Source organism: Pseudomonas sp. E141, from assembly GCF_052659885.1.
On sequence record NZ_CP084024.1, the window covers coordinates 4,352,798 to 4,367,347 of the forward strand.

Here is a 14,550-nt window from a genome sequence, read left to right on the forward strand (position 1 = left end):
TCCCAGTGTGGGAGCGAGCTTGCTCGCGATGGCGGACTATCTGTACCGCATCACTAAAACCAAGCCAAAAAGAACGCCAACCACAAGGGGTTGGCGTTTTTTCTTGCAGCTAGAACCTCACAACTGCCTCACTCCGGCTTACGACGCCCAAACCCCGGACGCTGCCCCGAACCCGCTGGGGCACCGCGACGTTTGCCCGATGGCGTGTCGCGGTCGACCAGGACGATGCCCGGGCGCTTTTTCGCTGCGGGTTTGGCCGGACGCTTGGTGTCGGCCGGGCGATCCGCTACCGGCGTACCACGACCGGCCGGAGCACCGCGACCTTCGCCGCGCTCGGTACGACCGTTGGCCGGGCGTGGCGTGCGCGGGCCGCGTTCGCCGTCCTGACGTGGCGCAGGCTTGCGGGCCGGGCGTTCGCCTTCGATCTGCGGCTCGCGCGACGGACGCGGACCTGCGGCCGGGCCATCAGCGGCAGGACGCAGCGTACGCACGCGCTCGGTCTTGCCCATCGGACGCGAGGATTTACGCTGCATGCGCTCCAGCTTGTCCTTGCTCTTGGCGGTCATCTGCGGCATCGCTACCGGCTTGAGGCCGACTTCGGCCGCCAGGATGTCGACTTCGTACTGGCTCATTTCGCGCCAGCGGCCCATCGGCAGGTCGGAGTTGAGGAACACCGGACCGAAACGCACGCGCTTGAGGCGGCTGACCACCAGCCCCTGGGATTCCCACAGGCGCCGTACTTCACGGTTGCGGCCTTCCATCACCACGCAGTGGTACCAATGGTTGAAGCCTTCACCACCGGGCGCCTGCTTGATGTCGGTGAAACGCGCCGGGCCGTCTTCCAGCACAACGCCGGCCTTCAGGCGCTCGATCATTTCGTCGTCGACTTCACCACGTACACGCACGGCGTATTCGCGGTCCATCTCGTAGGACGGGTGCATCAAGCGGTTGGCCAGCTCACCGTCGGTGGTGAACATCAGCAAACCGGTGGTGTTGATGTCCAGGCGACCGATGTTGATCCAGCGGCCTTCTTTCGGACGCGGCATTTTGTCGAACACGGTCGGACGGCCTTCCGGGTCGTCACGGGTGCAGATCTCGCCGTCGGGTTTGTTGTACATGATCACGCGGCGCACCGTTTCGGCGGCCTCTTCGCGCTTGATCACCTTGCCATCGATGGTGATGGCGTCATGCATGTCGACACGCAGGCCCAAGGTGGCATCTTTGCCGTTGACCTTGATCCGGCCCTGGGTGATCCAGGTTTCCACGTCGCGGCGCGAGCCGACGCCGATACGGGCGAGGACTTTTTGCAGTTTCTCGCCTGCTGGGCCGATTTCCTGGCTGTCGTTCTGGTCTTGGTCTTTCATTCTGGGCACCTCCCGGTGTGGTCGGGTCAGGCGTGGCCTGACACTTTGAAAACGGGTCTATGACGAAGGGATCGCCAAAGGGTCGCGAATCATACGCTCGTTAAGGCATTTGCGCATCAGAGACTAGCTGATCGACGAACCTTCAGCGCTTTTTCCGCCGACCGGTGGCGCCCAGTTTGATCAGGCGCAGGGCCGCTTCGGCCAACACCGTGCGCTTGTCATCCTTGTCGAGTTTCTTCCAGGCCTTGATCTCGCGCTTGCTGCGGCCACAGCCGATGCAGATGTCGTCGTCGAACTTGCAGAGGCTGATGCAGGGGTCTTTGGTGGAACTCATGGTGCACCGCATGACTTAATGTGGGAGCGAGCCTGCTCGCGATAGCGATTTCACCTTCAAAAATGATGTTGGCTGACAGACCGCCATCGCGAGCAGGCTCGCTCCCACAATGGGGCGGCGCTGTGTCAGCCGTGATCAATCGTCGAACTGGCGTCGTTCGTTTTCAATCGCTTCGGCCAGGGCGCGGGCTTCGGCTTCTTCATCGCTGAGCTCAGGCTCGGGTTCGCGTGGTTCGAGCGCGGCCACGGCGGCCAGCAGTTTTTCCCGGGCCGCGGCTACGCCAAGAATGTCTTCTTCTGGTTCGGGGTCAGGTTCGGCCTGAAGTTCAACTTCGCTGCCCGGTTGCGCGGGCTCATCCGTTTCGCCGTCAAGCTCCGTTGCCTCACGCAGCAGATCGTCGAAATCGGTCTTGAGCCCCTCTTCCATGGTGTCCAGTTCCAGCAACAACGAATGGAAACTGGTTTCTTCCTTGGGTTCCTCCGGCTCGGCGCTGGCGTCGGCCAGCTCCTGCAAGCTTTGGGGCACGGGGGCGTCGTCGAACTCCAGCATCGGCTCGGGTTCCAGCTCCCGCAGTTCGGCCAACGGCGGCAGGTCGTCAAGGTTCTTGAGGTTGAAGTGATCGAGAAAGGCCTTGGTGGTGGCAAACATCGCCGGTTTACCCGGCACGTCGCGATAGCCGACGACCCGGATCCACTCGCGCTCAAGCAGCGTCTTGACGATGTGGCTGTTGACCGCCACGCCCCGCACATCTTCGATTTCACCTCGGGTGATCGGTTGGCGATAAGCGATCAATGCCATGGTTTCGAGCATGGCACGGGAATAGCGCTGAGGCCGCTCTTCCCACAGACGCCCGACCCAGGGCGAAAATTTCTCGCGGATCTGCAGGCGGTAGCCGGAAGCCACTTCCTTGAGTTCGAACGCCCGCCCCTCGCAGGACTTACCCAGCAGCACCAGGGCTTTCTTGAACACGGCCGGCTCGGGCCGTTCACCTTCTTCGAAGAGTTCGAACAAGCGCTCCATCGATTGCGGTTTTCCCGAGGCCAACAGGAAAGCTTCAAGCAACGGCGCCAGCTCGCGGGGTTCAGTCAGATTCATTGATTTGCTCGTTATTCGGCTCGTGCCCGCACGTGGATCGCTGCGAACGGCTCATTCTGCACCAGCTCGACCAAGGATTCCTTGACCAATTCCAGGACCGCCATAAACGTCACCACCACGCCTAGCCGCCCTTCCTCGGCGGTGAACAGCTCGACGAAGGGCACAAAGCCGCCGCCCTTGAGCCGCTCCAGCACATCGCTCATGCGCTCGCGGGTGGACAGGGCTTCGCGGCTGACCTGGTGACTTTCAAACATGTCGCCCCGGCGCAGCACCTCGGCCATGGACATCAGCAACTCTTCGAGGCTGACATCCGGGAGCAATTTGCGCGCTCGCGCCTCGGGTGCATCGAGCTTGGGCACCACCACATCGCGCCCGACCCGGCTCAAGCCATCGATGCCTTCGGCCGCCACCTTGAAGCGTTCGTATTCCTGCAGGCGGCGGATCAGTTCGGCGCGCGGATCGTCTTCCTCCTCCTCGATCTCTGCCGAGCGTGGCAGCAGCATTCGCGACTTGATCTCGGCGAGCATGGCCGCCATCACCAGGTATTCGGCCGCCAGTTCCAGGCGCACCGACTGCATCAGCTCGACGTAGCCCATGTACTGGCGGGTGATTTCCGCCACGGGGATGTCGAGGATGTTGATGTTCTGTTTGCGGATCAGGTACAGCAGCAGGTCCAGCGGGCCTTCGAAGGCTTCAAGGAATACCTCCAGCGCATCCGGCGGAATGTACAGGTCCAGGGGCATTTCCATGACCGCCTGGCCATAGACCATGGCGAACGGCAGCTCTTGCTGAGCGCCGGCCTGGCTGTCGGCACTCTCAACGGCGGTTTCCACTGCGGACACTCAGGCCTCGACCAGGAACGGGGCTGGATCGCCGCAACCGATACGCACCACTTGCGGCTCGCCATCGGCCAGGTTGATCACCGTGGACGCCTTCATCCCGCCGAAACCGCCGTCGATGATCAGGTCGACCTGATGCTCGAGCAATTGGCGCATCTCGTAAGGGTCATTCATCGGCTCCGTCTCGCCGGGCATGATCAAGGTCACGCTCATCAGCGGTTCACCCAGCTCGGCCAGCAACGCCAGGGCAATGGGGTGGCTGGGCACCCGCAGGCCGATGGTGCGTTTTTTCGGGTGCAGCAACAGCCGCGGAACTTCCCGGGTGGCGTTGAGAATAAAGGTGTAAGGCCCTGGAAGGTGGGCTTTGAGCAGGCGGAAAGTGCCGGTGTCGATCTTGGCGAACAGGCCCAGCTGCGACAGGTCGCTGCAGATCAGCGCAAAGTTGTGCTTGTCATCCAGCTGACGCAGGCGTCTTACCCGCTCTACAGCGTTCTTGTCGCCGATCTGACAGCCGATGGCGTAGGAGGAATCGGTGGGATAGACCACCACACCACCGCCCCGAATGATTTCCACCGCCTGTTTGATCAGGCGCGCTTGCGGGTTTTCCGGATGAATCTGGAAAAATTGACTCACGTGTTCTACCTGTTCAGACGGTGGCGGTAACGGGATCATGTTTGAATCTACACCATAGTGGTGGCAGATCTTCCGGCAACGGGCGATATTCGCCTATCTCGGACCAGCCTCCAGGGCCATGAAAATCACTGCCGGCGGTCACCAGCAGGCCGAACTCACGGGCCAGAATCGCCAGGCTGCCGACCTGCTCGGCAGGCTGATGGCCATTGACCACTTCGATGGCGTGGCCCCCTGCTTGAATATAGTCGGCCACCAGGCGGCGGCGCTTGCTGCGGGTGAAATCATAGTGCCACGGATGCGCCAGGCTGACCCAGGCTCCGGCGGATCGCAGGGTTTGGACGGTCTCTTCCAGGGTCGGCCAGTGTTGCTTGACGTCCCCGAGCTTGCCGGCTCCCAGCCATTTGCGAAACGCTTCGGCGCGGTCCTTGACGAAACCTTCGCGCACCATCCAGTCCGCGAAGTGCGGACGGGCCGGGGCGTTGCCACTGTCGCCCAGTTCCTGCTGGATCTGCCGGGCGCCCTCAAGCGCACCAGGCATGCCCTTTAGCGCAAGCTTGCGGCTGATCTCTTCGGCACGCAGCCAGCGGCCGTCGTGCAGTTGCGCAATGGCCTGGACCAGTGACGGCGCATTTACATCAAAACCGTAACCCAGCACGTGAATAGTCGCGCCGCCCCAGGTGCAGGACAACTCGACCCCGTTGACCAGTTGCATGCCCAGCGTCGTCGCCGCGCTACGGGCCTCGTCCAGGCCTTCGAGGGTGTCATGATCGGTCAGGGCCAGGACTCGCACGCCGTGCTCGAACGCCCGCGCCACCAGAACCGCAGGCGCCAGGGCGCCATCGGAGGCCGTGCTATGGCAGTGCAAATCAACATTCACGAGAGTTTGTTACCTCAAATCAGCTGGCCCTATCGCGGCCAAGGATGTTTGTTATTATGCCGCCACATCCTGCTTCTGGCTGCCACTGTGAAACAATTCATCGACTTCATCCCGCTTCTGCTGTTTTTCATCGTCTACAAACTTGACCCACGGACCGTCGACATTGCCGGTCACTCCTTGACTGTAGGCGGTATCTACAGCGCCACCGCGATGCTGATCATCAGTTCGCTGGTGGTCTATGGCGCCCTGTTCGTGGCCCAACGCAAGCTGGAGAAAAGCCAGTGGCTGACCCTGATCGCCTGCCTCGTCTTCGGCAGCCTGACCCTGGCCTTCCACAGCGAAACTTTCCTTAAGTGGAAAGCCCCGGTGGTCAACTGGCTGTTCGCCCTGGCGTTCATCGGCAGTCACTTCGTCGGCGATCGCCTGCTGATCAAGCGCATCATGGGCCACGCCTTGAACCTGCCGGACGTCATCTGGACCCGGCTCAACATCGCCTGGATCGGCTTTTTCCTGTTCTGCGGCGCCGCCAACCTGTTCGTCGCGTTCACCTTCCAGAGCTACTGGGTCGACTTCAAGGTCTTCGGCAGCCTGGGCATGACGCTGCTGTTCCTGATTGGCCAGGGCATCTACCTGTCCCGTCATCTGCACGATGCCGATACCACCACGCCAAAAACCGAGGACTGACATGCTCTACGCAATCATTGCCACCGACGTCGCCAATTCCCTGGAAAAACGCCTGGCCGCTCGCCCTGAACACCTTGAGCGCCTGCAACAGCTCAAGGCCCAAGGCCGCGTCGTACTGGCGGGCCCGCACCCGGCGGTGGACAGCAACGACCCCGGCGCGGCGGGTTTCTCCGGCAGCCTGATCGTCGCCGAATTCGATTCCCTGGCCGCGGCGCAAGCCTGGGCCGAAGCCGATCCGTTCGTGGCCGCCGGTGTCTACGCCAATGTCGTGGTCAAGCCGTTCAAGCAAGTCCTGCCTTAACATCCCGATGCGTGATGAGCCTTCGCGGCTCATTGCGCTCAATCGCTCATTGTTCTCGTTTACCTGCCGACAACCTGTCTAATCTCGATTGGAATTCAGGAGTTGCAATGCGCAAAGGTCCGCTGTGCCTGTTAGGGGTCATGTTGGTGATCGGGGCTCCCGCCCATGGGGAAGAAAGCACCGACGGCAGTCATTCGACGCCCTTGTCCTTGAGCGCAGGCAGTCAGATCACCGAATTGCAGCAACGCTTGAAAAACAGCGAACGCATGCGCGAGGAACTGACCCAGCAACTGCAAAACGCCAACAGCGAACGCGAGAGCGCGCTGGTGAGTCGATTGCGCCAGGAGAACCAGCGTCTGAAGCTGCAACTCAAGGAAGCCCAGGCCAGCCCCCTGCCACGCCTGCTGACCGATCAGCAGCAGTGGTTCGTCATTGGTGCCGGGGTAGCGCTATTGGCCCTGCTCTGCGGTATCTTTGCCAGCGGTGGACGTAGACAACGTCGGCAATGGCTAAATTGAGTGAGTCATGAGCGAGCTGTTACTGATTGATGATGACCAGGAGCTGTGTGAGCTCCTCGGCAGTTGGCTGGGTCAGGAAGGTTTTCTGGTCCGGGCCTGTCACGATGGCCATAGCGCCCGCAAGGCCTTGGCCGAAACCGCCCCGGCGGCGGTGGTGCTGGATGTGATGCTGCCCGACGGCAGCGGCCTGGAACTGCTCAAGCAGTTGCGCAACGATCATCCGGAGCTGCCGGTGCTGATGCTCTCGGCCCGTGGCGAACCGCTGGATCGCATCCTGGGCCTGGAACTGGGGGCCGACGATTACCTGGCAAAACCCTGCGATCCACGGGAACTGACCGCCCGCCTGCGCGCGGTCTTGCGCCGCAGTCATCCGACGGCGGTGTCCAGCCAGATCGAACTGGGCGACCTGACCTTCAGCCCGGTGCGAGGCGTGGTCAGCATCGATGAGCAGGAGCAGACCCTCACTGTTTCCGAAAGCCGCCTGCTCGAAGCGCTGCTCAAGCAGCCGGGCGAGCCACTGGACAAGCAGGAACTGGCGCAGATCGCCCTGGGACGCAAGCTGACCCTGTACGACCGTAGCCTCGATATGCACGTAAGCAACCTGCGCAAGAAAATCGGCCCGCACGCCGACGGTCGCCCACGCATCGTGGCTCTGCGTAGCCGGGGTTATTACTACAGCCTTTAAGCGCTGCGCCGCTGGGCTGTGGGCGCAAAGCATCGCTCGCGATGCAGGCGCCTCGGTTCCCTTAGAGACCGCGTTATCTTCATGGCGGGCAAGCCTTGCCCCCACAGGGCTTTGCGCTCGGTCCTGCAGATTTGTCAGGCCTGCATCAAAACGTCTTTACCCAAGCTTTACCCACCCCTGACCGCCGCTGACCTTGATCTGCGTAACCTGAACTCATCCGGAACTGACCGGGAACGAGACAAGGAGATACACCATGCGCAAGACCCTCATCGCTCTGATGTTCGCTGCTGCCCTGCCTACCGTCGCGATGGCCATGCCTGAAGGCGCCGGCCCGATGGGACCAATGGGCCCGATGGATGGCCCGCGTCATGGCGGCCAGATGCACGACAAAGGTCCGTACAGCCAATTGGACCTGAGCCGCGAACAACGCCAGCAGATCCGCAAGATCATGGGCGAACAGCGCCACGAGCGCCGCGAACTGGTAGAAAAGTACCTGGCCAAACTGTCGCCAGCCGATCAGAAAGCCATGAAAGATGAAATGGCGGCCCGGCACGAAAAAGTCGACGCCCAGATCCGTGGGTTGTTGAAGCCTGAGCAGCAAAAAGAGTTTGACGCCATTCAGAAGAAGCAGGCCGAGCGTCGGGCCGAGTGGGCCGAGTTCAAGGCCTGGAAAGCGCAACAACCGCAAAAGGCGCAATAATGCGCTGAAGCACCCCAGCCCAACGGCCAATCGCCGTTGGGCTTTCTTTGTTTTCGAGGATTGATCGTGCGTTCACTGTTTTGGCGCATCCTGGCCAGTTTCTGGCTGGCCATCGCCCTGGTTGCAGGGCTTTCGATTCTGCTGGGCCACATGCTGAACCAGGACGCCTGGATCCTCAGCCGCCATCCGGGCCTCAACACCCTGGCCGAAGAGTGGACACAAACCTTCGAAAGCCAGGGCGAAGACGCCGCCGAGCAGATCCTGCAACAACGCAAGCATCAGTATCACATCAACGTCCAGGTGCTTAACGAGAGCGGTGCCCCAGTGGTACGTGGCACTTTCCCGCGTCGAGCACAGGCCTTCGAGGCGCGACAGAACGACAACGACCGACGCCTGCCCTGGCGGCGCTTGACCGACGAGTTCACCAGCGCCAAAACCGGCGACACTTACCTGTTCATCTACCGCATACCCCACCCCGAACTGGACGCCTGGCACCGCGGCAGCCTGCTCTGGCCTCTGAGTGCGCTGGGGATCGCGTTGGTGGTGCTGACGTTGTTCAGCCTGTTGGTGACCCTGTCCATTACCCGTCCGTTGAGCCGCCTGCGCGGTGCAGTGCATGATTTGGGGCAGACCACCTACCAGCAAAACAGCCTCGCCAAACTGGCCAATCGCCGGGATGAATTTGGTGTGCTGGCCACCGATTTCAATCGCATGGGCGCGCGCCTGCAAAGCCTGATCGCCAGCCAGCGCCAATTACTGCGGGATGTGTCCCACGAACTGCGCTCGCCCCTGGCCCGACTGCGCATTGCCCTGGCGCTGGCGGAACGGGCCAGCCCCGAAGAGCGGGAAAAACTCTGGCCGCGCCTGACCCGCGAATGTGATCGCCTGGAGGCGCTGATCAGCGAAATTCTGGTGTTGGCCCGGGTCGATGCCGACAACGCCAGCGCTGAAGAGGTAGATCTCAACAGCTTGTTGGTCACCCTGCAAAAAGATGCGCAACTGGCTTCACCGGAACAAAGCGTGCAATTGGACGCTGAAGCGAACCTGACCCTCAAAGGCTGGCCGACCATGATCGAGCGAGCGGTGGACAACCTGTTGCGCAACGCCCAGCGCTTCAATCCCACCGGGCAACCAATCGAGATGCGCGCGCTGCGCCAGGGCGAGCGGATCCTGATCAGCGTGCGCGACCACGGGCCAGGCGTAGAGGACGAACACCTGGGACAATTGGGCGAACCGTTCTACCGCGCCCCCGGCCAGACCACTGCAGGTCATGGCCTGGGCCTGGCCATCGCCCGCCGCGCCGCCGAGCGTCATGGCGGCGCGCTGGTGTTGGCCAATCACCCCGAGGGCGGGTTCATCGCGAGTCTGGAACTGCCGTTGGTGCCGGGGGCGGTCGTTCAGCCCTAAGCCTGCGCATTGTGGGAGCAAGGCTTGCCCGCGATGGACGCGACGCGATGTTTCAGAAATCGACGCGCCTCTATCGCAAGCAAGCTTTGCTCCCACAGACCGAACTGCCCCCGCATCAAACCAAACGATAATTCCTCTTATTCAAACCCCTGCGCCCTGTTAGACTTTGCGCCCTCGTTTCACTCCTCTTCCAGGAAGTCCGATGCCGTCGTTGCCTCTTCGCTTATGCGCTCTGTTCATGGCCCTGGGCCTGAGTGCCTGCGATGACGCCCCGCGTTTTACCCAGGCCGAACCCGGCGAAGCCCGGTCCGGTGGCGCTGCGACGGTACGCAAGAGTGATCAGAACGCCTTTTCCCTGCCCTCGGCCAACCTGCCACCTTCGCGGCGCGTGGACTTCGCCGTGGGCAACAGTTTTTTCCGCAGCCCCTGGGTGATCGCGCCCTCGACCACCACCGCACGGGACGGTCTGGGGCCATTGTTCAATACCAACGCCTGCCAGAACTGTCACGTCAAGGACGGTCGCGGCCATCCGCCGGCACCGGACGCGGCCAGCGCGGTGTCGATGCTGGTGCGCCTGTCGATCCCCGATGCCCCGGCCTACGCCAAGGTCATTGAACAACTGGGGGTGGTGCCGGAGCCGACCTATGGCGGGCAATTGCAGGACATGTCCGTGCCCGGCGTTGTCCCCGAAGGCAAGGTGCGGGTCGATTACACGCCGGTCCCGGTGCGCTTCGACGACGGCACCGTTGTAGAATTGCGCAAGCCGCAACTGCAGATCACCCAACTAGGCTACGGCCCGATGCACCCCGACACGCGCTTTTCGGCCCGCGTCGCACCGCCGATGATCGGCCTGGGGCTGCTCGAAGCCATTCCCGATGAAGCTATCCTGGCCAACGCCCAAGCCCAAGCACGGGAGAACAACGGTATCGTCGGCCGGCCGAACCAGGTCTGGGACGATGTCCAGCAAAAGACCGTATTGGGGCGTTTCGGATGGAAGGCCGGCCAGCCGAACCTCAATCAGCAGAACGTCCACGCCTTTTCCGGTGACATGGGCCTGACGACAAGCCTGCGCCCCTTCGACGATTGCACCCAGGCCCAGGTCGACTGCAAGCGCGCCCCGAACGGCAACGGCGCCGATGGCGAGCCGGAAGTCAGCGACAACATTCTGCGCCTGGTGCTGTTCTACAGCCGCAACCTCGCCGTACCGGCCCGGCGCGAGGTGAACTCGCCCCAGGTGCTGGCCGGCAAGAATCTGTTTTTCCAGGCCGGCTGCCAGTCGTGCCACACCCCGAAGTACACCACGTCCGCCAACGCTGCCGAACCGGAACTGGCGAATCAGGTCATTCGCCCCTACACCGATCTGCTGTTGCACGACATGGGCGAAGGCCTGGCCGACAACCGCAGCGAATTCAAGGCCAGCGGCCGTGACTGGCGGACCCCACCGCTGTGGGGCATCGGCCTGACAGAAGCCGTCGGTGGTCACACCCAGTTCTTGCACGACGGTCGCGCGCGCAACCTGCTCGAAGCCGTGCTATGGCATGGCGGCGAAGCGCAAGCGGCGCAACGACAGGTTCTAGCGTTCAATGCCGAGCAACGCGCTGCGTTGCTGGCGTTCCTGAATTCCCTTTAATCGCATTCTCCGAAAAACGGGAGCCCGACATGTTCCGTCCCAAGTTGTTGTTTACCAGCCTCGCCGCCATCGTCCTCGGCGCGTGCTCGCCCCAGGATCCGCAAGCGGTCACCTCAGCGGCCATCGCCAAGCAAGTGATCCTGCCCACCTACAGCCGCTGGGTCGAAGCTGATCGGCAACTGGCAACCAGCGCCCTGGCCTTCTGCCAGGGCAAGGAAAACCTGGAGACCGCCCGCGCCGACTTTCTCAAGGCACAAAAAGCCTGGGCCGAGTTGCAACCACTGCTGATCGGCCCGTTGGCCGAGGGCAATCGCGCCTGGCAGGTGCAGTTCTGGCCGGACAAGAAAAACCTGGTGGGCCGTCAGGTCGAGCAACTGGTCAATAACCAGCCGCAGATCGACGTTGCCGGTCTGGCCAAGTCCAGCGTTGTGGTCCAGGGCCTCTCCGCCTACGAGTACCTGCTGTTCGACGCCAGGATCGACATGGCCGACAGCGCGCAAAAAGCCAAGTACTGCCCGCTGCTGATCGCCATTGGCGAACGTCAGAAGCAATTGGCCGAAGATATCCTGTCGCGCTGGAATACCAACGACGGCATGCTCGCCCAGATGAGCAAGTTTCCGAACGAGCGCTACGCCGATTCCCACGAAGCGATCGCCGATTTGCTGCGGGTCCAGGTCACTGCCCTGGACACCTTGAAGAAGAAACTTGGCACGCCGATGGGCCGCCAGAGCAAGGGCGTACCACAACCGTTCCAGGCCGATGCCTGGCGCAGCCAGTCGTCGCTGCAAGGCCTGCAAGCCAGCCTGAGCGCGGCCAGGACCGTCTGGGTCGGCGTGGATAACAAGGGCCTGCGCAGCCTGTTGCCAAGCGAACAGAAACCCTTGGCCGACAAGATCGACGCGGCCTACGACACCTCGTTGAAACTGTTCGCCGACAGCCAGCGCTCGCTGGTCGAAATGCTCGCTGACGACGCCGGACGCCAGCAACTCAACGAACTGTACGACAGCCTCAACGTTGTCCATCGCCTGCACGAAGGCGAATTGGCCAAGGCGCTGGGCATTCAATTGGGCTTCAATGCCAACGACGGTGACTGATCATGTTTCGACGTCAGGCTCTGGCACTGGGCAGCCTGCTGCTCGGCGCCGTTACCCTGGGCGGCTGGACGCTGTTCAAACAACAGGACAAGCATCCGCTCCTGCTTTCGGCACGGGACGATAGCGACGGCAAGCACTACGCCGTGGGCTATCGACTGGACGGCAGCCGGGTGTTCGCCACCCAGGTCAAGCAGCGCTGCCACGACATCATTGACCATCCGACAAAACCGATTGCGCTGTTCGTCGCTCGTCGCCCAGGCACCGAAAGCTACCTGATCGACCTGCGCGACGGTTCGCTGCTGCAGACCCTCACCTCGTTGCCGAACCGGCATTTTTATGGGCACGCGGTGATTCATAAAAGCGGCGAATGGCTGTACGCCACCGAGAACGACACGACCGATCCAGGCCGCGGCCTGCTGGGCGTGTACCGTTTTGAAGGCGAACGGTTGGTGCACAGCGGCGAACTGTCGACTCACGGCATCGGCCCTCATCAAGTGTCATGGATGCCCGACGGCGAAACGCTGGTGGTCGCCAACGGCGGCATCCGCACCGAGGCCGAAAGCCGCGTCGAGATGAACCTCAATGCCATGGAGCCGAGCCTGGTACTGATGCAGCGCGATGGCACACTGCTGAGCAAGGAAACCCTCGCCCAATCGATGAACAGCGTGCGCCACATGGGCATCGCCAGCGACGGCACCATCGTTTGCGGCCAGCAATTCATGGGCGATGCCCACGAATCCTCCGAGCTGCTGGCAATCAAGCGTCCGGGCCAGCCGTTCCAGGCATTCCCGGTGGCCGAGCATCAATTGCAGGCCATGGGTCATTACACCGCCAGCGTTGCCGTACACAGCGACCTGCGCCTGGTGGCCCTGACAGCGCCCCGTGGCAACCGCTTTTATATCTGGGACCTGGACAGCGGCGAAGTACGCCTGGACGCGCCTCTGCCAGACTGCGCCGGTGTGGGTGCGGTGGCCGACGGTTTCGTCGTGACATCGGGTCAGGGCCGTTGCCGCTTTTACGATTGCCGGCAGGCACAACTGGTTGCAAAACCACTGGATCTGCCCGCAGGGCTCTGGGACAACCATTTGCATTTAATCTGACAAGCGGGCGGCGGCCTTCAGGAAAAATCCTTACACATTACCGATGAACATCGTTTTGAATCGGTCGCGTACTCGGAGTAATGTGCCCGCCTGTCTGTATTTTCTCTCGGCTTATTTCCAAGGAAGTGGAACATGCTGCGACGCCGCATGCTGATCATGTTGGGTGTTGTCCTGCTGGTGGTATTGCTACTGGCCGGCTACAAGGGTTTCTCCGTTTACCAGCAGATCCAGATGTTTTCTGCCCCCAAACCGCCGGTCAGTGTCGCCGTGGCCACGGCTGTCGAGCAGCCTTGGCAAACCCGCCTGCCCACCGTCGGCAGCCTCACCGCACTGCAAGGCGTAGACCTGAGCCTGGAAATTGCCGGGACGGTGCAGAAGGTGCAGTTCCAGTCGGGGCAAAAGGTCAAGGCCGGCCAGCCACTGGTGCAACTGGACAGTGACGTCGAAAGCGCGCTGCTGGAAACCGCCGTGGCCGACCTTAACCTGTCGCAACTGGATTTTGGCCGGGGTCGGCAACTGGTGGGCAGCCAGGCGATCTCCAAGGGCGAATTCGACCGGCTCGCGGCGCAGTTGAAAAAGAACCAGGCCACAGTCAACCAGCTCAAGGCTTCGCTGGCCAAGAAACACATCGTTGCGCCGTTCAGCGGCACCATCGGCATTCGCCAGGTGGACGTCGGCGACTATCTGGCCAGCGGCACGGTGATCGCCACCCTGCAGGACCTGAGCAGCCTGTATGTGGATTTCTACCTCCCCGAGCAAGCGGTACCCAAGCTCGCGGTCGGCCAGGCAGTCAACGTCAGTGTCTCGGCCTATCCCGGCCAGACCTTCGTCGGCGCCATCAGCGCGATCAACCCCAAGATCGAAGACAGCACTCGCAACGTGCTGGTACGCGCTACCCTGGGCAACCCCGACGGCAGGCTGTTGCCCGGCATGTTCGCCAGCCTGCAGGTGATCTTGCCGGACAAGGCCAACGCTATCGTCGTGCCGGAAAGCGCCGTGACCTACACCCTCTACGGCAACTCCATGTACGTCGTGACGCAGAAGAAAGCCGACGACGGCACCGTCGAGAAAGATGACAAGGGCCAGCCGATCCTGATCGCCGAACGGCGATTCGTCGAAACCGGTGAGCGACGCGACGGGCTCGTGCTGGTTTCCAAAGGCGTGCAGAGCGGCGAACAGGTCGTGATCGCCGGCCAGATCAAACTGGATAACGGCACGCCCATCGCCATCAGCGACGACAAGACCCTGACCGAACAGAACAGCCCGCCCCCTGCGGACTGATCAAGGAA

Annotated in this window: 16 protein-coding genes; 10 read left to right on the forward strand and 6 right to left on the reverse strand. The window is 62.1% G+C overall.

Annotated features, from left to right (window positions below):
- Positions 1-128: 128 nt before the first annotated feature.
- The 6 genes from rluB to GKKCFE_RS19515 form a co-directional block, all read right to left on the reverse strand.
- Positions 129-1,364: a 23S rRNA pseudouridine(2605) synthase RluB gene (gene rluB, locus GKKCFE_RS19490; RefSeq protein ID WP_047226977.1), complete on the reverse strand. Its 1,236-nt coding sequence runs from the start codon at positions 1,362-1,364 to the stop codon at positions 129-131.
- Positions 1,365-1,506: 142 nt separating this feature from the next.
- The gene (locus tag GKKCFE_RS19495) at positions 1,507-1,698 is read right to left on the reverse strand and encodes a DUF1289 domain-containing protein (protein ID WP_047226978.1); all 192 of its coding nucleotides are present in this window, start codon (positions 1,696-1,698) and stop codon (positions 1,507-1,509) included.
- Positions 1,699-1,833: 135 nt separating this feature from the next.
- A complete protein-coding gene (scpB, locus tag GKKCFE_RS19500) occupies positions 1,834-2,793 on the reverse strand; it encodes an SMC-Scp complex subunit ScpB (protein ID WP_139049333.1) in 960 nt (319 codons plus the stop codon).
- A gap of 11 nt (positions 2,794-2,804) precedes the next feature.
- The gene (locus GKKCFE_RS19505; RefSeq protein WP_160893268.1) at positions 2,805-3,503 is read right to left on the reverse strand and encodes a segregation and condensation protein A; all 699 of its coding nucleotides are present in this window, start codon (positions 3,501-3,503) and stop codon (positions 2,805-2,807) included.
- A 132-nt stretch (positions 3,504-3,635) separates the two neighbouring features.
- Positions 3,636-4,265 (reverse strand): L-threonylcarbamoyladenylate synthase, encoded by a 630-nt coding sequence (locus GKKCFE_RS19510; RefSeq protein ID WP_047226981.1) that lies wholly within the window; start codon positions 4,263-4,265, stop codon positions 3,636-3,638.
- Positions 4,266-4,278: 13 nt separating this feature from the next.
- Complete coding sequence (locus GKKCFE_RS19515) at positions 4,279-5,142, reverse strand: PHP domain-containing protein (RefSeq protein WP_139049332.1); 864 nt, start codon at positions 5,140-5,142, stop codon at positions 4,279-4,281.
- Between the two features lie 87 nt (positions 5,143-5,229).
- Between GKKCFE_RS19515 and GKKCFE_RS19520 the strand changes: the two genes are divergently transcribed.
- The 10 genes from GKKCFE_RS19520 to GKKCFE_RS19565 all read left to right on the forward strand — a co-directional run bounded on the left by GKKCFE_RS19520 (position 5,230) and on the right by GKKCFE_RS19565 (position 14,542).
- Positions 5,230-5,826, forward strand: coding sequence for a septation protein A (locus tag GKKCFE_RS19520; RefSeq protein WP_047227122.1), 597 nt, complete (start codon positions 5,230-5,232; stop codon positions 5,824-5,826).
- Position 5,827: 1 nt separating this feature from the next.
- Entirely contained in the window at positions 5,828-6,127 is a 300-nt protein-coding gene (locus tag GKKCFE_RS19525; protein WP_092393095.1) for a YciI family protein, read from the forward strand.
- Between the two features lie 107 nt (positions 6,128-6,234).
- On the forward strand, positions 6,235-6,645 hold the full coding sequence (locus GKKCFE_RS19530; protein WP_047226984.1) for a translation initiation factor 2: 411 nt from the start codon (positions 6,235-6,237) through the stop codon (positions 6,643-6,645).
- A gap of 7 nt (positions 6,646-6,652) precedes the next feature.
- The gene (locus GKKCFE_RS19535) at positions 6,653-7,330 is read left to right on the forward strand and encodes a response regulator transcription factor (protein ID WP_047226985.1); all 678 of its coding nucleotides are present in this window, start codon (positions 6,653-6,655) and stop codon (positions 7,328-7,330) included.
- A gap of 253 nt (positions 7,331-7,583) precedes the next feature.
- Positions 7,584-8,030, forward strand: a complete 447-nt coding sequence (locus GKKCFE_RS19540; RefSeq protein ID WP_047226986.1) for a Spy/CpxP family protein refolding chaperone — start codon at positions 7,584-7,586, stop codon at positions 8,028-8,030.
- Positions 8,031-8,096: 66 nt separating this feature from the next.
- The gene (locus tag GKKCFE_RS19545) at positions 8,097-9,437 is read left to right on the forward strand and encodes an ATP-binding protein (RefSeq protein WP_445576994.1); all 1,341 of its coding nucleotides are present in this window, start codon (positions 8,097-8,099) and stop codon (positions 9,435-9,437) included.
- 202 nt (positions 9,438-9,639) lie between these two features.
- Positions 9,640-11,067: a di-heme oxidoreductase family protein gene (locus tag GKKCFE_RS19550; protein WP_139049329.1), complete on the forward strand. Its 1,428-nt coding sequence runs from the start codon at positions 9,640-9,642 to the stop codon at positions 11,065-11,067.
- 29 nt (positions 11,068-11,096) lie between these two features.
- Entirely contained in the window at positions 11,097-12,161 is a 1,065-nt protein-coding gene (locus GKKCFE_RS19555) for an imelysin family protein (protein ID WP_047226990.1), read from the forward strand.
- A 2-nt stretch (positions 12,162-12,163) separates the two neighbouring features.
- Positions 12,164-13,261, forward strand: a complete 1,098-nt coding sequence (locus GKKCFE_RS19560) for a DUF1513 domain-containing protein (protein WP_445576995.1) — start codon at positions 12,164-12,166, stop codon at positions 13,259-13,261.
- A 132-nt stretch (positions 13,262-13,393) separates the two neighbouring features.
- Positions 13,394-14,542, forward strand: a complete 1,149-nt coding sequence (locus GKKCFE_RS19565) for an efflux RND transporter periplasmic adaptor subunit (protein WP_047226992.1) — start codon at positions 13,394-13,396, stop codon at positions 14,540-14,542.
- Positions 14,543-14,550 lie beyond the last annotated feature (8 nt).